This is a genomic window from Myxococcus guangdongensis (genome assembly GCF_024198255.1).
Lineage (GTDB): Bacteria > Myxococcota > Myxococcia > Myxococcales > Myxococcaceae > Myxococcus > Myxococcus guangdongensis.
This window is the reverse complement of record NZ_JAJVKW010000003.1, coordinates 539,122-563,445: the sequence shown is the minus strand read 5'-3', so window position 1 is coordinate 563,445 and position 24,324 is coordinate 539,122. Positions and strand designations below refer to the sequence as shown.

At 70.5% G+C, this 24,324-nt stretch carries 21 protein-coding genes and 1 pseudogene; 12 read left to right on the top strand and 10 right to left on the bottom strand.

Going from position 1 to position 24,324, the window contains the following annotated elements; genetic code table 11:
* Positions 1-250 precede the first annotated feature (250 nt).
* Positions 251-871 (top strand): DsbA family oxidoreductase, encoded by a 621-nt coding sequence (locus tag LXT21_RS11770; RefSeq protein ID WP_254038207.1) that lies wholly within the window; start codon positions 251-253, stop codon positions 869-871.
* A gap of 40 nt (positions 872-911) precedes the next feature.
* On the opposite strand, the gene fliB is transcribed toward LXT21_RS11770, so the two are convergent.
* The 3 genes from fliB to LXT21_RS11755 are packed head-to-tail and all read right to left on the bottom strand — an operon-like array spanning position 912 to position 5,961.
* Positions 912-2,186 carry a flagellin lysine-N-methylase gene (gene fliB, locus LXT21_RS11765; protein WP_254038206.1) on the bottom strand — a complete coding sequence of 425 codons (1,275 nt, stop codon included), beginning with the start codon at positions 2,184-2,186 and terminating at the stop codon, positions 912-914.
* A 13-nt stretch (positions 2,187-2,199) separates the two neighbouring features.
* The gene (locus tag LXT21_RS11760; protein WP_254038205.1) at positions 2,200-2,439 is read right to left on the bottom strand and encodes a ClpX C4-type zinc finger protein; all 240 of its coding nucleotides are present in this window, start codon (positions 2,437-2,439) and stop codon (positions 2,200-2,202) included.
* A gap of 18 nt (positions 2,440-2,457) precedes the next feature.
* Positions 2,458-5,961 (bottom strand): TIGR02266 family protein, encoded by a 3,504-nt coding sequence (locus tag LXT21_RS11755; protein WP_254038204.1) that lies wholly within the window; start codon positions 5,959-5,961, stop codon positions 2,458-2,460.
* 143 nt (positions 5,962-6,104) lie between these two features.
* Here LXT21_RS11755 and LXT21_RS11750 point away from each other — a divergent pair, with 143 nt between their 5' ends.
* The 5 genes from LXT21_RS11750 to LXT21_RS11730 all read left to right on the top strand — a co-directional run bounded on the left by LXT21_RS11750 (position 6,105) and on the right by LXT21_RS11730 (position 11,697).
* A complete protein-coding gene (locus tag LXT21_RS11750; RefSeq protein ID WP_254038203.1) occupies positions 6,105-7,283 on the top strand; it encodes a hypothetical protein in 1,179 nt (392 codons plus the stop codon).
* 80 nt (positions 7,284-7,363) lie between these two features.
* The gene (locus LXT21_RS11745) at positions 7,364-7,717 is read left to right on the top strand and encodes a hypothetical protein (protein ID WP_254038202.1); all 354 of its coding nucleotides are present in this window, start codon (positions 7,364-7,366) and stop codon (positions 7,715-7,717) included.
* Positions 7,718-7,846: 129 nt separating this feature from the next.
* Positions 7,847-9,097: an acyltransferase family protein gene (locus LXT21_RS11740; RefSeq protein WP_254038201.1), complete on the top strand. Its 1,251-nt coding sequence runs from the start codon at positions 7,847-7,849 to the stop codon at positions 9,095-9,097.
* Positions 9,098-9,244: 147 nt separating this feature from the next.
* Positions 9,245-10,648 (top strand): fibro-slime domain-containing protein, encoded by a 1,404-nt coding sequence (locus LXT21_RS11735; protein ID WP_254038200.1) that lies wholly within the window; start codon positions 9,245-9,247, stop codon positions 10,646-10,648.
* A gap of 302 nt (positions 10,649-10,950) precedes the next feature.
* Positions 10,951-11,697, top strand: coding sequence for a hypothetical protein (locus LXT21_RS11730; protein WP_254038199.1), 747 nt, complete (start codon positions 10,951-10,953; stop codon positions 11,695-11,697).
* Between the two features lie 58 nt (positions 11,698-11,755).
* Here the strand turns inward: LXT21_RS11730 and LXT21_RS11725 are convergent, their stop codons facing one another.
* The 3 genes from LXT21_RS11725 to LXT21_RS11715 all read right to left on the bottom strand — a co-directional run bounded on the left by LXT21_RS11725 (position 11,756) and on the right by LXT21_RS11715 (position 13,908).
* Positions 11,756-12,154 (bottom strand): SRPBCC family protein, encoded by a 399-nt coding sequence (locus LXT21_RS11725; RefSeq protein WP_254038198.1) that lies wholly within the window; start codon positions 12,152-12,154, stop codon positions 11,756-11,758.
* Positions 12,151-12,468 (bottom strand): ArsR/SmtB family transcription factor, encoded by a 318-nt coding sequence (locus tag LXT21_RS11720; RefSeq protein ID WP_254038197.1) that lies wholly within the window; start codon positions 12,466-12,468, stop codon positions 12,151-12,153. The genes LXT21_RS11725 and LXT21_RS11720 overlap by 4 nt, the downstream gene beginning before the upstream one ends.
* Positions 12,469-12,531: 63 nt before the next feature.
* Positions 12,532-13,908, bottom strand: a complete 1,377-nt coding sequence (locus tag LXT21_RS11715; protein WP_254038196.1) for a hypothetical protein — start codon at positions 13,906-13,908, stop codon at positions 12,532-12,534.
* A 268-nt stretch (positions 13,909-14,176) separates the two neighbouring features.
* Between LXT21_RS11715 and LXT21_RS11710 the strand changes: the two genes are divergently transcribed.
* The 4 genes from LXT21_RS11710 to LXT21_RS11695 all read left to right on the top strand — a co-directional run bounded on the left by LXT21_RS11710 (position 14,177) and on the right by LXT21_RS11695 (position 19,094).
* The gene (locus LXT21_RS11710; RefSeq protein ID WP_254038195.1) at positions 14,177-15,205 is read left to right on the top strand and encodes an AAA family ATPase; all 1,029 of its coding nucleotides are present in this window, start codon (positions 14,177-14,179) and stop codon (positions 15,203-15,205) included.
* Positions 15,206-15,211: 6 nt separating this feature from the next.
* The gene (locus tag LXT21_RS11705; protein WP_046716420.1) at positions 15,212-16,090 is read left to right on the top strand and encodes a DUF58 domain-containing protein; all 879 of its coding nucleotides are present in this window, start codon (positions 15,212-15,214) and stop codon (positions 16,088-16,090) included.
* The gene (locus LXT21_RS11700; protein WP_254038194.1) at positions 16,087-18,189 is read left to right on the top strand and encodes a BatA domain-containing protein; all 2,103 of its coding nucleotides are present in this window, start codon (positions 16,087-16,089) and stop codon (positions 18,187-18,189) included. The genes LXT21_RS11705 and LXT21_RS11700 overlap by 4 nt, the downstream gene beginning before the upstream one ends.
* Positions 18,190-18,329: 140 nt before the next feature.
* Positions 18,330-19,094, top strand: coding sequence for a hypothetical protein (locus LXT21_RS11695; RefSeq protein WP_254038193.1), 765 nt, complete (start codon positions 18,330-18,332; stop codon positions 19,092-19,094).
* 6 nt (positions 19,095-19,100) lie between these two features.
* Here LXT21_RS11695 and dbpA read toward each other — a convergent pair whose 3' ends face one another.
* Together dbpA and LXT21_RS11685 are read right to left on the bottom strand one after the other, a co-directional pair.
* Entirely contained in the window at positions 19,101-20,483 is a 1,383-nt protein-coding gene (dbpA, locus tag LXT21_RS11690) for an ATP-dependent RNA helicase DbpA (RefSeq protein WP_254038192.1), read from the bottom strand.
* Between the two features lie 90 nt (positions 20,484-20,573).
* Positions 20,574-20,705 (bottom strand): annotated as a pseudogene (locus LXT21_RS11685) (DUF488 domain-containing protein); the annotation flags it as partial.
* 217 nt (positions 20,706-20,922) lie between these two features.
* Between LXT21_RS11685 and LXT21_RS11680 the strand changes: the two are divergent.
* Positions 20,923-21,939 carry a hypothetical protein gene (locus tag LXT21_RS11680; RefSeq protein ID WP_254038190.1) on the top strand — a complete coding sequence of 339 codons (1,017 nt, stop codon included), beginning with the start codon at positions 20,923-20,925 and terminating at the stop codon, positions 21,937-21,939.
* A gap of 150 nt (positions 21,940-22,089) precedes the next feature.
* A complete protein-coding gene (gene nagZ / locus LXT21_RS11675; protein ID WP_254038539.1) occupies positions 22,090-23,154 on the top strand; it encodes a beta-N-acetylhexosaminidase in 1,065 nt (354 codons plus the stop codon).
* 53 nt (positions 23,155-23,207) lie between these two features.
* Here nagZ and LXT21_RS11670 read toward each other — a convergent pair whose 3' ends face one another.
* Together LXT21_RS11670 and LXT21_RS11665 are read right to left on the bottom strand one after the other, a co-directional pair.
* Positions 23,208-23,600 carry a hypothetical protein gene (locus tag LXT21_RS11670; protein WP_254038189.1) on the bottom strand — a complete coding sequence of 131 codons (393 nt, stop codon included), beginning with the start codon at positions 23,598-23,600 and terminating at the stop codon, positions 23,208-23,210.
* Between the two features lie 98 nt (positions 23,601-23,698).
* On the bottom strand, positions 23,699-24,184 hold the full coding sequence (locus LXT21_RS11665) for a hypothetical protein (protein ID WP_254038188.1): 486 nt from the start codon (positions 24,182-24,184) through the stop codon (positions 23,699-23,701).
* Positions 24,185-24,324 lie beyond the last annotated feature (140 nt).

Below are 24,324 nucleotides of genomic sequence, written 5' to 3'. Positions count from 1 at the left end.
CTCCTGGGGTGGGCCCGCGCGCGTCCATCCAGGCGAGCGCTCGGGCGGGGGGTTCGGGGGTGGACCGTGCCCGCTCCTCCGGGCGCTGTCCACCTTGGGACGTCGGAACATGCGAGGGGCGCTCGTATGCCCGGCGCGTCATGAAAGGCGTGGGGGACGCACCCTCGGGGCCAGGGGGCCTTCACGCCCGGAGGACTTCCCGGGAGAGGAAGGCATGACGTGACGCGGCAGTCCGGTTAGTGAGAGGGCCATGAGCCCACCCGTCAGCGTGCGTGTCTGGTCCGACTTCGTGTGTCCCTGGTGCTACGTCGGTCTTCAGGAGGTCAAGAAGCTCCAGAAGGAGTTCGACATCGAGGTGGACTGGCAGCCCTTCTTCCTGCGCCCGGAGACGCCGCCGGAGGGGCTGCCCCTGCCCGCGCACATCCGCGAGAAGATGAAGGACCCGAACAACCCCCTCAAGGTCCGCGCGGCGCAGGCGGGGCTGAAGATGGTGGACCGGGACGTGATTCCGTCCACGCGGCGCGCGCACCAGGCCACCGAGTACGCGCGGACGCAGGGCAAGCTGGAGCCGTACCACGCGGCCATCCTGCGTCGGTACTGGAGCGAGGGTCAGGACCTCTGGCAGTGGGAGACGCTCCGGGGCGCGGCGGAGGAGGTCGGGTTGGACGCGGAGGCGCTCCAGCGCGCGGTGGAGGGCGGCGAGTTCGCGAAGGTGGTGGAGGACGCGGTGCGCGCGGCGCAGGAGATGGGCGTCAGCGCGGTGCCCACGTTCGTGCTGGGTGAGCGCTTCGGCATCCAGGGCGCGCAGGACTACGCCGTGTTCAAGCAGGCGATGGAGCGGCTGGGCGCGAAGCCTCGCGCGACGACGTGAGGTGGGGCCGGGCGGGCGCGGGGTGACTCGTGCTCGCCGGCTACATGCCTTGGAGCAGCACGAGCATGCGTGGGAGTGCTTCGGGCCCCGCGCCGCCGGAGAGCCCCCGCGCGAGGTCGTGCAGCTCCGGTGATTGTTCGAGGTGCTTCGCGCTGAGCTGGAAGCACTCCACCGCCGCGGCGTCGAGGCGCGCGCGCGCGGCCGTGAGGCCGTCGTTCAGCGGCGGGTCTTCACACAGCGCGACGACCTCGGGATGTCCGAACAACGCCCAGCGCAGCACCGCGGCGCGCAGGGTCAGCTTGAAGACGTAGTCCATCACCGAGGGAGTGTCGGTGAACGGGTTGCGCAGCCAGTGGTTCACCGCGTGGTGGCGGAAGTACTGCTCGATGCGCTCGCCGAGCGCGGGCTCCAGCCGGGCACGGCGCTCGGAGTACAGGGCCCAGACGTCGTCCGGCGTCGCGCTCGCGCCACCGTAGGACGTCTGGATGGCGCGGGCCCAGGTCTGGAACCGCGCGCCACGGACACCGTCGATGCGCGCGCGCAGCACCGTGCCGCAGATACCAGCCCACGGTCCGCCGGGCAGTCGCACCGAGGACACCATCGCGTGCAGGCCATCCAGCGCCGACGGTGCCTCGAAGTCGGACAGCGTCGAGATGAGCCGTGCCTCTTCTCGCGACGCCTCCGCCCCCCGGAAGTAGAAGGCCCCGAGCCGCCGGGCCAGCTCTCCCAGCATGAACAACCGCGAGGCATACGGGTACTCGCGACGCTCCAGGATGCGCAGCGCCACCTCGCGCACGCCCAGCGCATGCCACGTCCACACGTCGGCCGCGTCCCCGCCGCCCAGCGCTCGCGCCAGCTCCGGCCGCGCCGCGAGCGACGCATCCACCGACACCGGCTCCAGCGCGTCCTCCGCGAGCAGGCACAGGCGCACCACCTCCGGACAGCCGAACGAGCCCGTCACTTCGAGCCGCCCTGCCCTCCTCGTGGCCACGCGCGGGAACATCGCGCACGCATCCGGCAACACCGCTTCGCCATACGCGCGATGCAACGAGCACAGCCGCTTCTCATCGAGGAACGAGCACGACCCATCCTCGCGCTTCGCGATGTACGCGGCCTCCGCGCCCACGGCACCTCCCGGGTCGGGCAGCACGAGCGCCTCGACCCGCGCCGCGTCCGGCCCTCCCGCCACCGCGGCGCGCAGCGCCCTCCACCGCGCGTCGCTCACCGGCACCACGAGCCCCGCGCAGCACGTGTCCTCACACGTGTCCGCGAGGCACTGGAAGCGCGTCAGATACCGGGGAGCCGTGGCGGACATGGACCTTTCGAAGTCAGGCGTCGTCCGTGCCGCCCCGGAGCCCCACCACCACCGCGTCCCCCGGTACGGGCGGCGCGGTGACGGAGAAGGCCTCACGGTCCAGCCTCGCGAACAGCCGCACCACGCACGCATCACAGATGGCGGCGCTCCGCATGCCCGCCTGCAGCCGCCCCACCTGATGCGCGGCGGCGCCGCAGAACGAGCAGCGCCGCCGGGCGGGCGTGGGCTGATTCGAGACGTACGGTCCTTTCATCTCCCCATTCCTCACAGGCTACTTCCGGCCCAGCGCCTTCTTGACGAAGCCCCAGAATCCGCCAGCGCGCTCCTTCAGGTCCGCGCCCCGACGCTCCTCGGCGGCCTTCACCGACTCCTTGCTCACCTGCAGCTGCTTCTGCAGCTCCTCCGGCGAGTAGCGCGTGGCCAGCGTGGCCTTCACTTCCTTGCGCGTGGAGTACTCGCGCGCCTCGACGTGCAGCACGCACTCCGAATCGAGCTTGATGGTGACGGCCACGCGCACCGAGCCCTTCGGCCCTCGGGGCAGGCCCTCGATGCGCACGGTGCCCAGGTACTCGTTGGCGGAGATGTGGTTGTCCTCGCCCTGGAAGATGGACAGCTCGAGGACCTCCTCGTTGTCCTTCGACGTGTTCAGCGCGAACGAGCGCTGCGCGGGCAGCGGGCTGTTGCGCTCGATGACGCGCTTGAAGCCGCCGCCGGGCATCGCGATGCCCACCGTCATGGGCAGCACGTCGATGAGCACCACGCTGCTCACCTTGTCCACCGAGCCCGAGTACAGCGCCGCGCCCAGCGCCACCGCCTCGTCCGCGTTGACGCTCGCCTGCGGCCCCTTGCCGAACAGGCCCTTGAGCTTGTCGCGCACCAGCGGCATGCGGCTCATGCCGCCCACGAGGATGATGTCGTCCACCTCGGCCGCCTTGAGCTTCGCGTCCAGCAGCACGTCGCGCACCACGTCCACGGTGCGGCTGAGCAGCGGGTCGCAGATCTTCTCCAGCTCCTGCCGCGTCATCACCACGCGCAGGTCGCGAGGCCGCCCCGAGTCATCCATCATCAACATGGGGATGTGGACCTCGAAGCTGGCGCGCTCGGAGAGCGCCATCTTCGCGCGCTCGGCGGCGTCGCTCACGCGGGACAGGGCGATGCCGTCACCGTTGAACGCCAGGCCCTCCTTCTCCTGGAAGCGCTTGAGGAGGAAGTCGACGATGAGGTTGTCGAAGTCGATGCCGCCCAGGAAGATGTCGCCGCCGGTGCCGAGCACCTCGAAGACGTTCTTCTCGATTTTGAGGATGGTGGCGTCGAAGGTACCGCCGCCCAGGTCGTAGACGAGGACGCGCTTGTTGAGCTCGCGGTTGAGGCCGTAGGCGAGCGCCGCCGAGGTGGGCTCGTTGAGGATGCGCTCCACCTTGAGGCCCGCGAGGATGCCGGACTTGCGCACGGCTTCACGCTGCGGCTCGGAGTAGTACGCGGGCACCGTCACCACCGCGCGCTCCACCTTCTGGTTGAGGTGGGCCTCCGCCATCTCCTTGCACTCGCGCAGGATGATGGCCTGCACCTCCTCCAGCGAGAGCACGCTGTCCATCAGCCGCACGGCGGCGCGGCCCGCGGCGTCCGGGACGATGTCGTAGTGGAAGCGCTCGCGGACCTGGTTCACCACGGCGCTGTCGTAGGGACGGCCCACCAGTCGCTTCGCGCCGTAGATGGTGTGCTGGGGACGCAGCACCAGCTGGTTCTTCGCGCGGTGGCTGACGAGCAGCTTGTTCTGCGCGTTGAGCGAGATGACCGACGGAATCGTGTTGTAGCCCTCGCGCGAGCGCAGCACGACGGGCCGACCGTTGGACAGGAGCGCCACGCATGAGTTGGTGGTGCCCAGGTCGATGCCGATGACAGGCCCCGTGCCCGCGATTTGCGCGGGCGGCGGGAGGAAGATGGTCCTGGGCAGCCCTCGCTCGTCGAGTCCGGGCGCGACGGGCGCGGACTTCGGAGCGGCCGGCGTCAACAGCGTGGGGGTCTCCACCGGCTCGGGGGCCTTGGGGGCCTCGCGGCGCACGTTGGGCAGTGACGGAGTCGCGGGCGCGACAGGCGCTGGAGGCGGCGGCTGGAGCCCGGCGGGAGGAGGAGGCGGCGGAGGCCGGGCCTGGGCCGCGGGCGCGCGAGGCGCGGCCACGCCGGGAGGAGCGCTGCTCCCCAGGTTCGACAGGTCCAGGTCGAACTCGACGCCGCCCGCGGGGCGAGCCGCGGAGGGCGGCGGTGGCGGTGAGGTGCGCGTCGGAGGCGGCGCGGCGGGAGGCAGCTCCTCCACCGCGTCACTGAAGTCCAGGTCGAACTCGAGGCTGCCACCACTGCGAGGCTTCGCGGCGGCGGGAGGCGGCGGCGGCGCAACGGGACGCGGAGGCGGCGCGGCGGGGGCCTCCTCCACCGCGTCGCTCAGGTCCAGGTCGAACTCGAACGCACCTCCCGGGGGCTTCGCGGCGGCGGCAGGAGGCGGAGGCGGCGCACTGGCACGAGGAGGCGGAGGCGGCGCGACAGGGGCCTCCTCCACCGCGTCGCTCAGGTCCAGGTCGAACTCGAACGCACCCCCGGCGGGCTTCGCGGCGGCGGGACGCGCCGGAGGTGGCGCGCTGGCACGAGGAGGCGGAGGCGGCGCGACGGGGGCTTCTTCCACCGCCTCGCTCAAGTCCATGTCGAACTCGAAGGCGCCACCCACGGGCTTCGCGACAGCGGGCGGAGGCGGCGGCGCACTGGCGCGCGGAGGCGGACGCGCGGGCGTCTCCTCCACCGCGTCGCCGAAGTCCAGGTCGAACTCGAACGCCCCCCCGGCGGGCTTCGCGGCGGCGGGACGCGCGGGCGTCTCCTCCACCACGTCACCGAAGTCCAGGTCGAACTCGGGCGCGCCCCCCTTGAGCTTCGCGGGGGAAGGCGCCGGAGCGCCCGTGGCCTCGGACATGTCGAGGTCGAACTCCATCGAGCCACCGGGGCGCGCCGACGAGGACGACTCGACCTCCACCGTGAGGCCCACCTCGATGGGCGCCTCATCGAGCATCTCACCTTGCGCGAGCGGCGCGTCGTCGAGCGACAGCTCGAACCCGGGCAGCGGCTCGTCCATCAGCAGCGGCGTGGTGGGAGGAGGCGGCGTGCTCGCGATGAGCTCCTCGATCGGGATGTCCACGTCATCGGCGGGCGAGGCGGGCGGCGGAGAGAAGTCGAACGGCTCGTCGCGCCCCGCGGACGCCGGCGCGTCCAGGTCATCGAACAGCGAGTCGAGCGCGGCGCCCTGCGGCCCACGAGGCGCCGCGGCGGGCTTGGCCACGGGCGCGGCTGCGGGCCGGGCCTGCACGGGCGCGACCGCCGGCGCGATGGCGGGAGCCAGCGGCGCGACGGACGGGGCGATGGCGGGCAGCGGCGCGACGACGGCGGCGGGGGCCTCCGGCTTGCGCTGCAGGAGCATCATGTCCACCAGCGCGCGGCTGGCCGGGTCCAGCTCGTGGAACTGGAGCCCCATGCCGGGAGGCCCCGCGGGGTCTCCCACTTCACGGACCCAGCGCACGTCGGCGGTGCCGCGCAGCACGCGCACGCCTCCGGCGATCTGCACCTCGAACTTGACGGGTGTCCCCACGGGCTGCGGGGTGCGCGAGCGGATGAACATCCCGCCCGGGCTCAGGTTGGTGGCGAACTCCTCCGCGAAGCTCCCCACGCTTTCATGCTTGAGCTTCACCAACAGACCGACTGCCTTCCGGTCCGTGGTGCGCCTGCCTTGATCCATAACGCACCACCATCGCGGGACACCGCCCCCTTCTCAAGAGGGTTTTGGGGCCTCGGTTGGTTGGCAGGCCGAGGAAGACGGACAGGTGGGCCTGCGGCCTACCTGCACCTTCCTGTAATGTCGCGCGTCGCGAGGAGGCGTCCATGAGCACCATCCCTCTCACCGTCGCGGCAGCGCCGCGCACCGGCTGGTTGGTCGACCGGCGCCACGACTTGATTTCCACGGTGGGCGGCGCCTGCGCGAGCCTCATCCTTGTCGGACTTCATGCCGGGGCGGGGGTGAGCAGCCTGGCGTTGTGGTGGGCGTGGGTGTTGGTGCTGGATGGGCCGCACCTGTTCGCGACGGTGTCGCGCACGTACCTGGACGCCCGCGAGTGGAAGACGCGCAGGCGACTGCTCCTGGGGAGCCTGGGCTGGTTCGCGCTGGGGCCGGTGTGCTTCGGGGTGTCGTTGCTCGTCGGCAGCAGGCTGCCCTTCGTGGTGTTCCTCACCTTCGCGGCGCTGTGGGCGTACTGGCACGTGGTGCGGCAGCACTACGGGCTGATGCGGCTGTACCAGCGCAAGTCAGGCGAGACGTCACGGGTGGACCAGCGGCTGGACAGCGTGACGCTCTACGTGGGGCTCGTCGCGCCGTTCGTGGCGTTCGCGGTGACGCATCCAGGGGCGCGCAAGCAATTGGGGCTGACGGGGACCCCGAGCTGGGAGCCGGTGGTCGCCGCGGCGTGCTTCACGCTGGTGGCGGCGGTGGTGCTCTCGAGCGCGGGGCGTCAGGTGTGGCGCTGGCGGACGGGGCAGCCGGTGAACGGGCCCAAGCTGTTGATGATGGGGGCCGCGGTGGGGTTGTCGGCGGTGGTGTTCTGGCCGTCGGTGTCCGCGCGGATGGACTTCATCATGTTCGCGGTGGCGGTGACGGCGTTCCACAACGTGCAGTACCACGGCATCGTCTGGTTCTATCACCGCAATCGCTATCACTCGGCGGGCGTGGACCCGGCGTCTTTCGGCTGGGCGCCGAAGGTGAGCCAGCGGTTCATCCTCTATGCGGCGTGTGGGATTGCCTTCACCCTGGCGTACCGGGGTCTGGGGTGTGGCTTCGGCGCGCATCCGGGCTGCGGCGTGTTCGACGCGAGGCTCGCGCTGGGCACGGGGCTGACGCTGCGGGACTTCATGGCGGGCTTCATCTGGGGTTTCGCCCTGCACCACTACTACCTGGACCAGCGCATCTGGCGGGTGAGCAAGGATGTGGGGCTGCACCAGGATTTGAAGCTGGGCGGCGCCCTTTCCGCTGGCGTACGAAGCCCTCCTCCTCCAGTGCCGCCGGGTTGAAACCCGGGCACGGCACCCTAGCTTCCGACCTCCCCACGGGCAGCCCCGCCGCCCGGAGCCGCCCGCAACCGGAGGTCCCCATGCAGCAACGCTCCTTCTTCTCCATCCTCGCGATGGCCTCGCTGTTCGTCTGTCTTTCCTCCACGGAAGTCCTCGCGCAGAACGCCCAGGGCGGCACGGCCAACCACGGCACGTACATCACCGTGCCCTCCGGCACCGTGAACGACTGGGTCCTCCTGGTGTCGCCGCGAGAGATGGGCTTCGAGGAGCCCGGCTCCGAGGCAGACAACGCGCTCCTCAAGCTGGAGTGCTTCGTCATCCCCATCAACGCATACACCTGGCAGGTCGTCGCCCGCTACAAGCTGCGCCCCTGGAGCACCCGGGACGGCGTCTGGAACGCGGGCTCCGCCAATTACATCCTCGTGCACCGATAGTCCCCGCAGCACACTCCATTTGTCTGTCATTGCGGGGGAGGCGTCACCCCGCAGCGCTTCCGCATCCTCGAGGTGATGCGAAAGCCGTCGGTTCACAGCCTGTCAGTCCACGCGATAACATCCATCGCAATGACCGACTCCAATGACATCCAGGCCCGCGCGGGCTTCGCGCCCGGCGTCCGCTTCGCATACGAACTCGGGCAGGAACCCGTCCTGGACGGTGTCCGGGGCATCGCCTGTTTGATGGTGATGCTGGCCCACCTGAGCGCACGCGGCGCGAAGCTGTTCCCCGGAGTGATGCCCAATGGCGCCCTGGGGGTCGACCTCTTCTTCGTGCTGAGCGGCTTCCTCATCACGTCGCTGCTCCTGCGGGAGTGGTCTCGCGCGGGAGACATCTCCCTCAAGCGCTTCTATGCGAGGCGCGCGCTGCGTCTGCTCCCGGCGCTCTACTTCTTCCTCGCCACCTCGGTCGGGCTGGGGGCGGTGCTTGGCTGGAACGAGATGTTCGGCGGCAGGCCCTGGCTGACGCTGACCGGCACGCTGCTCTACGTCTCCAACTGGTTCATGGACATGGGCAGGCTCAATCACACCTGGTCGCTCAGCGTCGAGGAGCAGTTCTATCTGCTCTGGCCCCCCGTGCTGCTCGTGCTGCTGCGCAGGGGCGTCCGTCCGCGCCTCCTTCTGGCGGGGCTGGGGCTCGTCATCCTCGCCAGCGCCGGCGTGCGCTCCATGCTGTGGCAGACCCTGTTGGCGCACGAGAGCCCGCTGGTCGCCGTCCTGCGCTGCTATGCCGGCACGGACACGCGGATGGACGCCCCGCTCGTCGGCTGCGCCGCGGCGCTCTGGGTCTCCTGGCGGGGCCTGCCCCGGCGGACCGTGGGCTGGACGGTGGTGGCCTCGCTCCTCTTCGTCGCAGCGATAGGGGTGACCTGCTTCGGACAGGACCTCTACACGACCATGACCCAGCCGGGGCCGCCGCCCTTGCGGCATGACCTGCTCTTCCGGGGCGGGTTCACCCTGGTCGCGCTCGCGGCGGCATGCCTGATGCTCTACCTGCTCGCCAACGTGAAGAGCCTCGCCAGCCGCATCGTCGGCTCCGCGCCGCTCACCTGGGTGGGGCAACGCTCCTACCCTCTCTATCTCTGGCACTACGTCGCCTACTACGTCGTGGACACCATCCTGGACCCGAACGCGGACCGCCTGTCCCCGAGCTGGGGCGGATGGCTCCTCTTGAGCGCGGCGAAGCTGGGGCTCTCCACTGCCATGGCCTTGCTGTCCCACCACCTCGTCGAGCGCTACTTCCTGCGGATGAAGCACCGCTTCTCGCCCCTCGCGCTCGAGGTGCCCGCGGCCCCCGAGCTGGCGCGAAAGGTGGCCTGACCCTCCTCGCAGCCTTCCCCACATTCGACAGCACCTGTCACCGAACAACCAAAGCAAACCAGCTGATGGTGCGTTCCATGGAATGTCAGACGCCAGGAGCAAGATGTGTCCTGGCTCACGACTCACCCACCTGGAACCCCATCGACAATGCAGACACTTCCTCAGTCACCCCGACTGGCGAGCGTGTTGCTCGCCTCCCTCGTCGTCACGCTGTTCGCCTGCGGCCGCGAAGATGACACCGGCCTCTCTCCGGTGAAGGACCCGTGGCAGTCCCCCGGGATGGAGCTGGAGCCCGGCTGTGGAGAGACCGACGCCGGCCCCTCCGTACCTGACGCCGGACCTCCCGAGCTGGACGCCGGCTCCGGTCCCTCCGTCTGTGGTGACGCCATCAAGCACCCCTCCGAGGAGTGCGACGACGGCAACAACAACCTGGGCGATGGCTGTACCCCCCTGTGCACGCGCGAGCCCCGCTGCGTCAACGGCCTCTGCGAGGCCCGCTGCGGCGACGGCCGGCTGGAGCCAGGCTCGTCCGAGGCCTGTGACGACGGCAACACCGTGGCCGACGATGGGTGCTCACCCACGTGCCAGCTCGAGCCGGGCTTCCTCTGTCAGGTCCTCGAGGAGCCGCCTCCTCCCACGGTGGGCCTGCCCGTCGTCTACCGCGACTTCCGCGGCTACGACCTGCCCGCCACGGGCGGCCTGCCGCGTGGCCACATCGACTTCCAGAACAAGAACGGCGCCGAGCGAGGCATCGTGGCCTCCACCCTGGGCCCCGACAACAAGCCCGTCTACGCGAAGGTCGGGGTGACCTCGCTGACGACGCATGGCCAGTTCTCGTTCGACCAGTGGTTCCGTGACGTGCCCAACGTCAACCTGCCGCTCGTCGGCACCCTGCAGCTCACGCGGACGCCTGCCAACGAGTACCTCTACGACAACGCGTTCTTCTTCCCGCTCGACAACGCGGGCTGGGTCGCCGCCGGCATGGAGCCCTTGCGCAACGACTATGGTTCCCCCTCGCGGCCGCGCAACTTCAGCTTCACCAGCGAGACGCGCCACTGGTTCCAGTACAACGGCACCGAGGTCATCCGCTTCCGCGGCGACGACGATGTCTGGGTGTTCGTCAACGGCCGGCTCGCGCTGGACCTGGGCGGCATCCATGGCGCGGAGATGGGTGACGTCAGCCTGTCTTCGGTCGCCACCCCGCTGGGCCTCACACCGGGCGGCGTCTATCAGCTCGCCGTGTTCCAGGCGGAGCGCCACACCACCGGCTCCTCCTACCGGCTGGGCCTGCTCAACTTCCGTTACCCGCGCCAGTACACCGCGTGCATCCCCGACCCCCAGCTCCTGTGCGGCAACGGCACGGTGGACCCGGGCGAGCAGTGCGACGACGGCGTCAACGACGGCGGCTATGGACAGTGCGCCGCGGGCTGCGTCTTCGGGCCTCGCTGCGGGGACGGCGTCGTGCAGCTCTCCTCGGGTGAGCAGTGCGACGACGGCAACCTGAACAGCCAGGACGGCTGCAGCGCGTACTGCCAGCTCGAGCTGTTCTGAGTCCCGACGCCGCCGCTTCCGAGGCAGCCCGTCCTCGGAAGCGGTGGCGTGAGGCGCTTCAGCGTCCAGCCGGGTGAAGCGTGTGGGTGGATACGACGCGTCACTCGAGGAAGCCTCTTCGACTCGATTGACTCGGGCAATGACTTGATTCCGAGCCATATCAACCATCGATGACAAACAGGTCAAAGCCGGACAAGAGATATATATGCAACACAGTTGCATCAACACATCTCGCATGACATAACGCCCGCACCTCGAAGCCGCGTGAGCGCTCCGCCCTTCGCACCTCCCCGGGAACAGTCATGCATCCAAGACCCCTCCATCTGGCATTCCTGGCCGTCACGGCCGCCCTCATGGTGAGCTGCGGCTCCTCGGACGAGCCCGACCCCGACGAGACGGTTGAATGCAGCGGCCACGGCCACCTGCACGGCGACCATTGTCACTGCGACGCGGGTTATGTCGCGGACGGCCTCACGTGTGTCGTCGCCGAGGAGCCCGTCATCGAGTGCGGAGGCCACGGCCATCTACACGGGGACCACTGCCACTGCGACGCGGGTTACACCGAGCAGAACGGCACCTGCGTCGTCGCCCCGGTGACGGGCCCCGACTGCGGTGAGCATGGACATGCACATGGAGACCACTGTCACTGCGACGCCGGTTACGTCGAGCAAGGCGGCACGTGTGTCATCGCCCCCGTGACGGGCCCTGACTGCGGTGAGCATGGCGAAGCGCACGGCGACCACTGCCACTGCGATGAAGGGTACGAGGAGAAGGAGGGCACCTGCGTGCCCCAGACGGAGCCGGAGCCCACCTGCGGCGAGCATGGCCACAGCCACGGCGACCACTGCCACTGCGACGCGGGCTACGTGGAGGTGAACGGCACCTGTGTCCCGGAGACGCAGCCCGAGCCCACCTGCGGCGAGCACGGCCACAGCCACGGCGACCACTGCCACTGCGACGCGGGCTACGTGGAGGTGAACGGCACCTGTGTCCCGGAGACGCGGCCGAACCCGGCGCGGCCCACGTACACCCTCAGCCCCACCCTGTAGCCTCACCCGACTGCAACAGCCCCGCCCGACGACACGCTCCGGGCGGGGCCCCTGCGCGTCAGAGTTCCTCGGCCACCGGGGCGATGCGCGCGAGCACGCCCGGCCATCCGGGCTGCATGCCCTCGAAGGCGCGACGGCCCATCGGCGAGTCCAAATCAAACCCTTCGTGCGTCAGCTCCAGCCGCGTCCCCGTCCCCTCCGACACCAGCGCCCAGGTGATGGTGGTGTTCAGCGCGAACTGGATGCGGAACAGCCGCTCGGGCTCCACGGCGAGCACCTCGCAGCGCTGCTTGCCCCACGGGCCCATGTCCATCTCGAAGCGGTGCCCCACCTCGGCGCGGATGTCGCCCGGGGCCCACCAGCGCGCCACCAGCGCGGGCTCGGTGAGCGCGCGCCACACCTTCGCCGGCGGCTGCGAATAGACGTGGGTGACTCGAATCACTCCGGCTTCCTTCATGAACCGTCCTCCTCGTCGAGAAGCTGTTCGAGGTCGCCGAGCCGCTGCTTCCAATAGCGCTCGAACGTCTCCAGCCAGCCGCCGACCTCGGACAGCGGACGCGGGTCCAGGTGGTAGTAGCGCTCGCGCCCCCGGGGCTCCTCGCGCACGAGGCTCGCCTTGCGCAAGACCTGGAGGTGCTCCGACACCGCCGGCCGTCCCACGTCGAAGTGACTCGCCAGGTCTCCCACCTTGCGAGGCCCCTTGCGCAACTGCACCAGAATCTCGCGCCTCACCGGATTGGCGAGCGCGGAGAAGACGTCGACCTTCTGCATGCGCGAAGTAATACGTCGGAAACTTCCGACGCGTCAACTTCTTCCGACGTGTTCCGAATCACGTCACCAGGGAGCGATTCGCCACAGGAGCGCGTCCTGGTTCCACGCGTCCCCTCCGCCCTCGCGCAGCCAGCCCGAGGCCACGAGCCCCTGTCCCGGCATCGCCGCGAGCCCCGTCACCGCGAGCGCGCACTGTCCGCTCGGACACTCCCGCGCCCTCAGCACGCGCCGCGCCTGGTCCGAGCCGTCCATGGGATAGCGCGTGAGCACGTCACCGCAGGCCACGGAGACAGCGCCCGACTCGTCGACCGCCGCGGCCACGCCCTCCTGGGCCTCCTCGCCGCACTCGGGCTGCTTCAGCCAGCGCACCTCGCCCTCGGCGCCCACGGCGAACACGAACGGCCCCTGCGTCCCCAGCGACGTGCCGCCCCACACGAGCAGCCCCGCGAAGTCGCCCGCCACGGAGACGCCGCCCTGCGGCCCCACCGCCACCGCCGTCACCCGGCCCTTGGCCCCCGGCAGTTCGCGGCCCCACACCAGCTTCCCCGCCTCGTCGAACTCCAGCACCACGAAGCCGCGACGCCCCTTCGCGCCGAAGGACTCACCGTCCACCTCCAGCGTGTCCTCCAACTGCCCGGCGAGCACCACGCGCCCCGACGGCGCCAGCGCCACCGCGTGCAGCGCCGTGTCCTCGCCCGTCCCGGTGAAGCGCCGCGTCCAGCGCACCGAGCCGTCCGCCGCGTAGTGCGTCAGCACCGGGTCCTTCAGCGCCCCCACCCACTCCTCGCCCGCCACCACCGCGCCGCCCTCCACGTCCGCCACCACCGCCTGGGCCTTCTGCCCCACGCGCTGCTGCCACGTCGCCTCGCCGTCCTCGGAGAAGCGCACCAGGAAGCCGTCCTGCGCCGGGCCCAGCCCGAAGTTCGCCGGGTACAGGAACGCGTTGCCCGTGAGGAACACCGCGCCGTCCGGGCCCGGTGACGCCGCCACGCGCAAATCGGACAGCCGCTCGCGAGGGAACTCCCGCGTCCAGCGCGGCGTCCCATCCGCCCCGTACCGCCCCAGCACCACCCCCAGCCGCTCCCCGGCCACCGGCTCGCGGTCCGCGTCCTGCCGGGGCGACTGCGACACCACCAGCACCACATCCCCGTCGCGCCCCACGGCGACGCCCGTCCCCGAGTCGTCCTGGGGCCCGCCCACCCGGGCCTCCCAGGGCACCTGTGCGCCCTCGCCCTCGGAGGGCGGCTGGGTGCCCGACTTCGGCGGCATCGTCCCCGAGCCCGCGTTGGCGCCGTCGTCCGTGCCCGGCGCGGCCTCCTCCCCAGGGGCTTCGGGGGCGCCCGGCTCCGAGCCACACGCCAGCCCCACGCCCCACAGGAGGGCCAATGGCGCGAGCCACCGCCAGCCCTGGAACCAACGCCCCGCTCGCTCTGACCGCATGCGCGCTCCCCGAGCCGCCGCCGTCCTTCGCGAGCCGGCTCTCCGGAGACGGTAAGCAGCGTGTCCGGGACGTGGCATTCCCCCTGTCCCTCGGGGGGAGGCACCCGCCCGGGGGGCATGCAGGCGACTGGGGCCTCCGGGCCGCGTCCCCCGAGTGTGTGACAGCGGAATAGGCCCCCACTCCAACGGTTGCCACCGCACGACTCGGCCGCTCGGTCGGAGGAAACCGTTGGTCCGGGCGCCGCCCGCGAATTAAGAGACTCCTTCCATGGAAAGCGCCGCCCCCGCCCCACGTCCCGTGCCCGACGCCTCGAGCGACGACCTCCGCGCAGTCGAGGAGCTTGCCGAGGCCCGTAACGCCATCGTCGCCCAAATCGAGAAGCGCGTCGTCGGGCAGCGCGAGGTGGTGGAGCACCTGCTCATCTCGCTCTTCAGCCGGGGCCACTGCCTGTTCGTCGGCGTGCCGGGCCTGGCCAAGACGCTGCTCATCTCCACGCTGGCGGACGTGCTGAACCTGTCCTTCAACCGCATCCAGTTCACCCCGGACCTGATGCCCTCGGACATCACCGGCACGGACATCCTGGAGGAGGACCGCACCACCGGCCGGCGCAACTTCCGCTTCGTGCAGGGCCCCCTGTTCGCCAACATCATCCTGGCCGACGAGGTGAACCGCACGCCGCCCAAGACGCAGGCCGCGCTGCTGCAGGCCATGCAGGAGTACCGCATCACCGCCGGCGGCCGCACGTATCCGCTGGCCCCGCCCTTCCTCGTCTTCGCCACGCAGAACCCCATCGAGCAGGAGGGCACCTACCCCCTGCCCGAGGCGCAGCTGGACCGGTTCATGTTCCTGGTGGACGTGGGCTACCCCACCGCCGAGGAGGAGATTCAAATCGTCAAGAGCACCACCGGCGGCGAGCAGCCGGCGCTCGAGAAGATTCTGTCTCCCGAGCGCATCGTCGCGCTCCAGGATCTGGTGCGGCGCGTGCCGGTGCCGGACCACGTGGTGCGCTTCGCGGTGGAGCTGGTGCGCAACACCCGCCCCAAGGAGGCGGGCGTGCCGGACTTCGTGGCGAAGAACGTGTCGTGGGGCGCGGGTCCTCGCGCCAGCCAGTACCTGGTGCTCGCGGCCAAGGCGCGCGCCATCCTGCACGGGCGCTTCGTGGCGACGGTGGAGGACGTGCGCGCGCTGGCGCGGCCCGTGCTGCGCCACCGCGTGCTGCCCAACTTCACCGCGGAGAGCGAGGGAATCACGTCCGTGAAGCTGGTCGACCAGCTCCTCACGGTGGTGAAGGGCTAGCGCCGCGTGCTGCTCGATGCCCAGACGCTGGCCCGCCTCAAGGGCGTGAAGCTGCGTGCCCGCGCGGTGATGGAGGGGGTGCTGTCCGGCCTCCACAAGAGCCCTCATCAGGGGCAGAGCGTGGAGTTCGCCGAGCACAAGGAGTACGCGCCCGGCGACGAGCTGCGCCACCTGGACTGGAAGGCGTACGGCAAGTTCGACAAGTACTACGTCAAGCGCTTCGAGCACGAGACGAACCTGCGCGCGGTGATGGTGGTGGATGCGTCCGCCTCCATGGGCTACCAGAGCGGCGCTTTGTCCAAGCTGGAGGTGGCGACGACGCTGGCGGGCGCGCTGTCGTACCTGCTGGTGCGTCAGCAGGACGCGGCGGGCCTGGCGCTGCTCACCGGCGGCAAGTGGAAGGACGTGCCTCCGCGCGCCTCCGCGGGCCACTTGAACGTGCTGCTCGACACGCTGGATGCGACGGCGGCCGGCGGCACCACGGACCTGGGCAGCGCGGCGGACCACCTGGCGGAGGTGCTGCCAAGGCGCTCCACAGTCATCGTCCTGTCGGACCTGCTCGACGAGAAGCAGGACGCGCTCAAGCGGGTGCTGGCGCTCAGGCAGCGCAAGAACGACGTGTCGCTGTTCCACGTCGTGGACCCGGCGGAGCTGACGTTCCCCTTCGATGACCCCACGCTCTTCATGGACATGGAGGGTGAGGGCCGCATCGAGGTGAACCCGCGTGAAATCAAGGAGAGCTACCTGGAGGAGTTCCACGCCTTCCTGGCGAACGTGAAGGCGTCGTGCGCGGAGGCGGACGTGGACTACGAGCTGGTGCGCACGGACGAGAAGCTGGACGACGTGCTGCTGCGTTATCTGGCGCGGCGCGGGAGGCGCGGGTGACGTTCGGCAATCCGTGGATGCTGCTGGGCGCGCTGGGCGCCCTCATCCCCCTGCTGGTGCACCTGTTCGACCGGAGAAGGCCGCGTCCCCATCCGTTCGGTCCGCTGGCCTTCGTGCTCAGAAGCCAGAAGCGCACCGCCAGCCGCCTCAAGTTGAAGCGCCTGCTGTTGTACGCGCTGCGCACGCTCATCCTGCTGGCCATCCCCTTCGCGCTCGCCCGGCCGGAGCTGACGCGCGACGCGCAGGCCGCGCAGGTGGTGAAGGGCCCGGCCGCGACGGCCATCATCCTGGACGCGTCCCTGTCCATGCGCTGGTCGGACGGCACGTCGCTGTTCGAGCGGGGTCGGGACGAGGCGCGTGACGCGCTGAAGGATTTGCTGCCCGAGGAGCCCGCCACGGTGGTGGTGTGCACGGGCTCGCCCGCCTCGCCGCCGCCGCCGGGGTTCGACCGGGGCCGGCTGCGCGCCATCGTGGACGAGGCGAAGCCGACGTACGGGGGCGCCGACTTGTCGCGCTGCATGGACCTGGCGGCGCGCTCGCTGGAGGAGAACCCGATGCCGGCCAAGCGGCTGGTGGTGGTCTCCGACATGGCGGCCACGGCGTTCCGGCTGGAGGCTCCGCCGCCCACGGTGAAGGGCCCCACGGGCGCGCCGGTGAAGCCGGAGGTGGTGCTGCGCGACGTGGCCGAGGGCAAGGAGACGCTCGCCAACCACGCCATCGTGGACCTCAAGGTGGAGCCCGCGCTGCAGGCCGGCCCGCGCGCGTTCCAGTTCACCTTCACGGTGCGCAACTTCGGGACGGAGGCGGTGAAGGATTTGGAGGCCGCGGTGCGCACGGGCGAGACGACGCTGGCCAAGGGCTTCGTCGACGTGCCCGCCGGTGGCACCACGCAGAAGGCGCTCACGGTGCGCTTCCCTCAAGGTGGCACGGTGGTGGGCCAGGTGACGCTCGCGCCGGACGCGCTGGCGGAGGATGACCGACGGGCCTTCGTGCTGCCGGTGCCCCGCGCGCTCAAGGCGCTGGTGGTCAATGGCGCGCCGCACGCGACGCGATACCGGGATGAGGCCTTCTTCGTGGACGCGGCGCTGACGGCGCCGGGCTCTCCGGTGGAGGTGGCCGTGCGCGACGCGGAGGTGGGGCTGCGCGAGGACTTCTCCACCTACGATTTGGTGCTGCTGCTCAACGTGGCGGCGCCGAACGCGGAGGAGGCGGCGCGGCTGTCCACCTTCGTGGAGAACGGCGGCGGCCTGTTCGTCAGCATGGGCGACCGGGTGAACACGGAGGACTACAACCAGCGGTTGGGCGCGGTGCTGCCCCGGCCGCTGCGCGTGCTGCGCACCAGCGCCGAGCGCGACACGGACCCGGAGGCGGAGACCAAGGCGGCGCGGCTGGCGCAGGTGAAGCAGGAGCACGTGCTCTTCTCGCCCTTCACCGGACGCGCCGAGGAAGGCCTCGTGGGCGCGCGCTTCTACCGCTACATGCTCCTGGAGGCGGACAACCCCACGTCCCCCGGCGCCAGCCAGGTGCTGGCCACGTACGAGGACGGGGCGCCCGCGGTCGCGGTGATGCGCAAGGGCAAGGGCCGCGTGGCGCTGTTCACCAGCACGGTGGACCGCGACTGGAGCGACTTCGCCATCCGCACCAGCTTCCTGCCGCTGATGCAGCGCTTCGCGGCGTACCTCACCGGCTCACTGGAGGAGCGCGAGGAGGTGCGCGTGCGCGTGGGCGAGCTGGCGACGCTGCGTCCGGAGGGCTCGCAGAAGGTGACGGCGGTGAAGGCCCCGGACGGCTCGGAGCTGCCGCTGAAGGAGCAGACGGATGGCGCCTTCGTGGCGGGGCCCGTGCTGGAGCCGGGGGCGTACTCGGTGCTGGGCGCGGACGGGAAGATGGTGCCCGCGCTGTCCTTCGCGGCGACGTTGGAGCCGGCCGAGAGCGACTTGACGCGCGTGCCGCAGGAGACGCTCACCGCGTACTTCGGCGAGGAGACGGTGAAGGCGTCCAGCGGTGACGAGGACCGACCCTCGGTGCCGCTGTGGACGTGGCTCATCCTGGCCGCGTGCGTGGCGTTCTTCTTCGAGGGCACGCTGCTGCGCAAGTAGACTTCGGGGCCATGCTGCCCGGCCCCGACGACGTCGTCGCCTGTCCACACTGTGGAGCGCCGCACCGGCGCCGGTCACTCGCCAGCTTCAACACGCTGGGCCTGACGGTATGGACGGATGGCTGGTGGGAGGACCCACCGATGGCGCTGCGCGTCCCGGTCTTCTCCCGCTGTGCTTCGTGCCGAGAGCTGTTCCGGGCGAGTGAGTCACGCCCACTGGGCGAACTCACGGAGCGCACCGTGCCTCACGAGGAGCCCGCCACCCGCGTCACGCTCGCCCACGCCGGCGGGCGCCGTGCCGAGGTGATGCACCTGTTGAGTCGCGAGCTGGGGAAGTCGCCGACGGAGGCCCGGCGAGTGCTCGACAAGCTCCCAGCGTCGCTGGGCGCGTGGAGCGAGGACGTGGCGGGACGGCTCTCCAAGCGCCTGGTGGAGCTGGGCGCGCGCGTCTCGTTGGAATCCACCTCGGTGCAGACGACGCGCTCGCTGCTCCCGCGCGAGTGGAAGGAGGCGCCCAGGCTGGAGCACCCGTCCGAGGCGGAGCTCCAGTTCGTCCTGCGGGAGAACCTGCTGCAGCCCCCCGCGTGGGAGTGGGAGGCGCGCCAGCACCTGTGGTGGATGAGCAACGCGCCCCATCACCAGGGGGAATCGTGGCGCAGTCCCTGGAGGCGCACGCGGGCGGTGCTCAGCAACCTGCACGTGCTGGCCTCGCTCGTCGTCTCGGACTCGGACGAGCATCGGCTGCTGCGAGTAGAGGCCTATCGCGAGCTGGAGAAGCGGGACGAGGCCCTCGCGCTCCTGGACTCGGCGCCCTTCTCCGCGGACCTGGGCTACATCGCGGACTTCCTGCGAGGGCACCTGCGCGCGTTCGACTTCGAGGTGCGCAGGCTCCCGCCGCCTCCGTGAGCGGCGCTACTTCACGCGTTCGATCTTGTGCTTGCGGCCCTTGATGCGGCCCTCGCTCAAGCGCTGGAAGGCGATGCGGGACACGCGCCGGGCGACGGCGACGTAGGCGATGTGGTCCTGGATTTCAATCTTGCCCACGTCCGTCGCGGCGAACCCGCCCGCCTCACCCGTCAGCGCGCCGAGGATGTCGCCCGGCCGCATCTTGTCCTTGCGACCGGCGGAGATGTAGAGCGTCTCCCACTCGGAGCCGAGCGCGCCGGGCTTCATGAACGTCTCCTCGAGCGCGGCTTGGTCCCCCGTCTCCAGCTTCACGCCGAGGGCCTGTTCGATCTCCTCCACCTTGCGCTCGTCGCGCGGCGTCACCAGCGCGATGGCGAGGCCGGTGCGGCCCGCGCGGCCGGTGCGGCCGATGCGGTGCACGTACGGCTCGGGTTGGAAGGGCATGTCGAAGTTGACGACGGCGTCGAGCGCCTCCACGTCGATGCCTCGCCCCGCCACGTCCGTGGCCACCAGCACGCGCGTGCTGAGGTTGCGGAACTTCGCCATGACGCGGTCTCGCTCGAACTGCTCCAGGTCACCCTGCAGCCCGTCCACGCTGACGCCCGCGTCGGAGAGCGACTTCGTCAGCTCCACCACCGTCGCCTTGTGGTTGCAGAAGACGATGGCGGACGCCGGCATGTGGCGGTGGAGGACCTTGAGCAGCTTCGCCGGCTTGTCGTCCGGCGCGGAGTCGTAGCGCAGCTGGCGGATGGGCGGCGCAGCCTCGGTGTCCTCCACCGTCACGCGCACCGGCTCCTTCTGGAACGCGCGGCTCAGGGCCGCGATGTCCGGCGGGAAGGTGGCGGAGAAGAGCACCGTCTGCCGGCGCGACGGCATGGCGCCGAGGATGCGCTCCATGTCCTCGCGAAAGCCCATGTCGAGCATCCGGTCCGCCTCGTCCAGCACCACCGTGGCCATCCCGCGCGTGTCCAGCGCGTCGCGGTCCAGCACGTCGATGATTCGCCCGGGGGTGCCCACCGCGATGTGCGCGCCCTTCTCCAGCGCCTCGAGCTGGGGGCGGATGGGCTGGCCGCCCGCGAGCACCAGCACCTGGAGCCCCGGGAGCCTGCGGCCCAGCTTGCGGATTTCGCCCGCCACCTGCGCGCACAGCTCGCGCGTGGGGCACAGCACCAGCGACTGGACCCGGCGGTCCTGGAGCCGCACCTGACGCAAAAGCGGCAGCGCGAAGGCGGCCGTCTTGCCGCTGCCCGTGCGGGCCTGGCCGACCAGGTCCTTGCCCTGGAGCAGCACGGGGATGCTCTGCGCCTGGATGGGTGTGGCGGACTGGAAGCCGAGCTCCCCCAGGACCTGGAGCAGCGGGGGAGACAGCGCGAGCGTGGCGAAATCCATCAGGGCCTCGATTGAACGGAGGCGCGGAAGGTGCCTCGGAGCATCAGCGCGCCCTTGTAGCAGTCGTCCTGGGAGGAACAAGCCCCCGCTTCAGTGCACCGTGGGGCGATGGCGTGGGCGACGCCTGGCCGGACGCCGCCGGTGCTTCTCCAGGTAGTCCTTCAGGACGACCGCGCTGTTGTGGTCCTCGTCGCGCGCGCTGTACAGCAGCGTCACGTCACCCTCGCGGGCCGCCGGGCATGACGTCCCATGTCATGGCGGTGGCCCCGAACGCATGCGCGTCCCCAGGGAACGCGTCAGGCGCCCGCCCCAGGTCCTCCCAGGACGGCGTGCGAGATGAGCAGACCCTGGCTCGTCGCTTGCTCTGTCACCCCGACAGGCCACGGCCACACCTCCCGACGAACACACCCCTGGACCTTCCCCATGGCTCCCCACATCCATGTCCGAGATCTTCGAGAAGATTCAGAGCGTGCACAGCCTTTACGAAATCGTCGACGAGGAGTCGGAACAGGTGCCCCTGGCCTGGGAGATCTACTCAGGGGCGAAGGCTGCCCTGGCGACACCGGACGCGTTGGATGAGGGCGAGGCCGATACGCTGACGGACTGGCGCGCGCGCTACTTGAACATCCTCGGCCGGCTGCTGAATGACCGGAGCGAGCGCAGCATCTGCATGACGATGCGGGCGAAGCCGGGCCCGTTCCGGAAGATGCTGACGGTGAACCAGCCCTCGAGGGATATCGACAACGGGCTGGGGCAGGGCCGCCAGCGCACGCGGATGTTCGCCGAGTGGCAGGCGCGCCCCTTCCAGGTGTTCATCCGCGGAGGGCTCTTCTATCGGCGCCACCCCAGCGGGAAGCTGACCCTCTTCGACACGTCCCGCATGGAGTCCCATGGCAAGGCGTGTTTCGGTGGGTATGTGCTGGACCTGGAGCAGCGGTTGTATGTCTTCAACCACCTCGACAAGGCGGACCGGGTCGCCCACTCGTCCTTCGTGCGCGGCGCGCCGACGCGGTCCGCCGGGGAGATTCGCGTCCTCAACGGCCGGTTGCAGATGCTCACCAACCACAGCGGCCACTATCGCCCCGACAAGAAGTCGCTCCACGACACGCTGGTGTACTTCCAGAGCCAGGGCGTCGCGCTCGCCGGGGCGCTGGTGGCCTTCGTCGTGAACCCCCAGCTCGCGTTGGTGCCGCTGACGCCCGAGCAGCTCCCCTGGGTGTTCTTGTCGGACCTCAACACGCTCCGCATCGTCAAGGAGCTCGTCGACGACGAGGTCTCGGGCATCATGGACCTGCGGGCGAGGGAGCGCCGTCGCGTGGCGTTGCTCAAGCAGCGCAGCTTCGAGCAGAACATCTCCTCGCGGTTCGTCTACAAGGCCTCGGCCTTCGTGAACGCGGTGGCCCAGGAGGACGCGCAGGCCCAACAGGACCTCGACAACCTCTTCCCCGACAGCTGAGAGGGGGCTGGCCTCGGACGCCTCGGGAGTTGACGAGCAGACGACGCCTGGGGCGGCGCGCCGCATTCCGCTCCCCAAGGGCGCCCCGGGTAGTGCGACACTGCGCGGGTGACCGCCTCCGCCCTCTACCGCGACTGTGCCCGCCTGTTCATGGTGGGCTTTCCTGGAACCCGCGTCGACGCCGACCTGGCGTCGTTGATGGACGACGGCATCTACGGCGCCATCCTGTTCAAGCGCAACGTGGGCACGGCCCAGGAGACGGCGGCGCTGTGCCACGAACTCAAGGTGCGCGCGGGCCGGCCGTTCATCCTCTCCGTGGACCAGGAGGGTGGACGCGTGGCCCGGCTGCGCGGCGCGCCGTTCACCCCCCTGCCGCCGATGCGGGAGCTGGGACAGCGCGGGGACGCGGGCGTCGTGGAGCGCGTGGGGCGGCTGCTCGCCCACGAGCTGCGCGCGGTGGGCTTCGACTGGGATTTCGCGCCGGTGCTGGACGTGGACACCAATCCGGCCAACCCCGTCATCGGCGACCGGAGCTTCAGCCGGGACGCGGAGGAGGTGGCGCGGCTGGGCGTGGCGCTCGCTCGCGGGCTCGAGGCGGGAGGTGTCGCGTCCTGCGGCAAGCACTTCCCCGGGCATGGCGACACGATGACGGACAGCCACCTGACGCTGCCCCGGCTGCCGCACGACCTGGAGCGGCTGCGGCGCGTGGAGCTGGTGCCCTTCCGCGCCTTCGCGCAGGCGCGACTGGCGTCGCTGATGACGGCGCATGTCATGTTCGATGCGTTGGACAAGGACATGCCCGCGACGATGAGCGAGCGCGTGCTGACGGGCGTGCTGCGACAGGAGCTGGGGTTCGATGGGGTGCTCGTCAGTGATGACCTGGAGATGAAGGCCATCGCCGCGCACTACTCCGTGGAGGAGGCCGCGGTGCGCGGCACGCTCGCGGGGGTGGACCTGTTCCTCGTGTGCCATCAGGTGGACGTGCAGCGGCGCGCCATCGAGGCGGTGGTGAAGGCGGTGGAGTCCGGACGGATTCCGCGCGAGCGCATCACCGAGGCGCATCGCCGGCTGGATGCGCTCTCCGCGCGCTTCGCGCACCCGGCGGAGGACCGCATCGCCACGCTCGGCGGGGCCGAGCATCTGGCCCTGGCCCAGGGGCTCGACAGCTCGTTCGCGGGCAAGGACCCGACCGAGGTCATGCTCGCGTCGCGCTGAGTGCTCGCGGGCCGAGGGATGACTCCTCCTGGGCTCGCCCGCGTCGCGGCGGCTCAGTGGGCGTTGTCGGGTGCCGGCGTCCGAGGCGCGCCCTGGGAGGGCGCCTGCGTCGGAGCGGAGTCCTTCGCCTCCTCGCGGTCTTGCCGCGCCTCCGTCTCTTCTTCACGTCGGACGGCGTTCGGGTCGCCCGCGGCGATACCGGGCTGCACGCGAGGCGGCACGTTGTTCACGGCGGTGGGAGGAAGGTTCTCGCCCAACCTGTCCTGCACTGGGGCGATGTTTGGACCCGAGCCGCCCGTGCCCGGGCCGAAGCTGCTCAAGGGCTGGGCCTCGTTGGAGTTGCCCTGATACCAGGAGCCCGACCAGTCCCCACAGGCGGTGCCCAACGAGGTCATGACGACCAGTGCACCCGACAGGAGCCCACGGCGCGCGGTTCGGTGGTTCATGTGCAATCCCTCCGGCGAGCCATCCGAGGCTCCAGAGGGATGGATACGCATCCCCCCGCGAACAGCGGCGGGGGGATGGGCGAGGGCACGCCGGGCGCCTAGCGGCGCGAGTGGGCGTTGCGGTCCTGCCAGCCGAGCGGGCGGTAGCCCCAGGAACGGTGGTGGTCCGTGAAGGTCCCCACCATCGCGCCATCCTCGCCGCCCAGGCCCTGGGCCGTGGGGGAGTAGGTGGCGCTGCCGTAGCGGTCCTGCATCATCTTGCCCGAGTCATCCCAGAGGGACTTGTTCTGGTGGCCCTCCAGCTTCGGCGTGCGAGGGTCGATGCTGGAGCCAATCTCCTTGATGGTGCCGTTGTGGCCGCGGTCCGCGGTCATCAGCCACGGCGGAGACTGCTCGGGGTGCACGTTGCCTTCCATGTCGAGCAGGGCGCTCGGCTGGATGCCACGCTGGGCGAACGCACCCCCGCGAGGCTCGTCCGGCTGCTTGCCGCCCGTCTCGGGAAGCCCGCCACAGCCAACGCTCCACAGCGCGCCCATCGTCAGCGCCGCCACCTGGGTCCACCGTCGAAGATTCAGCTCGCGCATGTCCACTCCCTTTGAGGTTCCCGTTCGACGAAGGTGGGCACTCGACGGTGCCGACCCATCGAATGGGTACATGGCGGCCCTCGGCCGCCTGCTCAATTAAACCCTCGCGTGCGCGTGCGAACAGTCCTCTTCAGGACTTC

What these genes read in the sequence shown, in the direction of transcription:
- LXT21_RS11725 (WP_254038198.1), bottom strand. Translation starts at nt 12,154, where the DNA reads ATGAAGGAAGCCGGAGTGATTCGAGTCACCCACGTCTATTCGCAGCCG.
- LXT21_RS11750 (WP_254038203.1), top strand. Translation starts at nt 6,105, where the DNA reads ATGAGCACCATCCCTCTCACCGTCGCGGCAGCGCCGCGCACCGGCTGG.
- LXT21_RS11745 (WP_254038202.1), top strand. Translation starts at nt 7,364, where the DNA reads ATGCAGCAACGCTCCTTCTTCTCCATCCTCGCGATGGCCTCGCTGTTC.
- LXT21_RS11730 (WP_254038199.1), top strand. Translation starts at nt 10,951, where the DNA reads ATGCATCCAAGACCCCTCCATCTGGCATTCCTGGCCGTCACGGCCGCC.
- LXT21_RS11715 (WP_254038196.1), bottom strand. Translation starts at nt 13,908, where the DNA reads ATGCGGTCAGAGCGAGCGGGGCGTTGGTTCCAGGGCTGGCGGTGGCTC.
- LXT21_RS11710 (WP_254038195.1), top strand. Translation starts at nt 14,177, where the DNA reads ATGGAAAGCGCCGCCCCCGCCCCACGTCCCGTGCCCGACGCCTCGAGC.
- LXT21_RS11770 (WP_254038207.1), top strand. Translation starts at nt 251, where the DNA reads ATGAGCCCACCCGTCAGCGTGCGTGTCTGGTCCGACTTCGTGTGTCCC.
- LXT21_RS11670 (WP_254038189.1), bottom strand. Translation starts at nt 23,600, where the DNA reads ATGAACCACCGAACCGCGCGCCGTGGGCTCCTGTCGGGTGCACTGGTC.
- fliB (WP_254038206.1), bottom strand. Translation starts at nt 2,186, where the DNA reads ATGTCCGCCACGGCTCCCCGGTATCTGACGCGCTTCCAGTGCCTCGCG.
- LXT21_RS11695 (WP_254038193.1), top strand. Translation starts at nt 18,330, where the DNA reads ATGGCGCTGCGCGTCCCGGTCTTCTCCCGCTGTGCTTCGTGCCGAGAG.
- LXT21_RS11735 (WP_254038200.1), top strand. Translation starts at nt 9,245, where the DNA reads ATGCAGACACTTCCTCAGTCACCCCGACTGGCGAGCGTGTTGCTCGCC.
- LXT21_RS11665 (WP_254038188.1), bottom strand. Translation starts at nt 24,184, where the DNA reads ATGCGCGAGCTGAATCTTCGACGGTGGACCCAGGTGGCGGCGCTGACG.
- LXT21_RS11680 (WP_254038190.1), top strand. Translation starts at nt 20,923, where the DNA reads ATGTCCGAGATCTTCGAGAAGATTCAGAGCGTGCACAGCCTTTACGAA.
- LXT21_RS11760 (WP_254038205.1), bottom strand. Translation starts at nt 2,439, where the DNA reads ATGAAAGGACCGTACGTCTCGAATCAGCCCACGCCCGCCCGGCGGCGC.
- LXT21_RS11740 (WP_254038201.1), top strand. Translation starts at nt 7,847, where the DNA reads ATGACCGACTCCAATGACATCCAGGCCCGCGCGGGCTTCGCGCCCGGC.
- nagZ (WP_254038539.1), top strand. Translation starts at nt 22,090, where the DNA reads ATGGTGGGCTTTCCTGGAACCCGCGTCGACGCCGACCTGGCGTCGTTG.
- LXT21_RS11755 (WP_254038204.1), bottom strand. Translation starts at nt 5,961, where the DNA reads ATGGATCAAGGCAGGCGCACCACGGACCGGAAGGCAGTCGGTCTGTTG.
- LXT21_RS11720 (WP_254038197.1), bottom strand. Translation starts at nt 12,468, where the DNA reads ATGCAGAAGGTCGACGTCTTCTCCGCGCTCGCCAATCCGGTGAGGCGC.
- dbpA (WP_254038192.1), bottom strand. Translation starts at nt 20,483, where the DNA reads ATGGATTTCGCCACGCTCGCGCTGTCTCCCCCGCTGCTCCAGGTCCTG.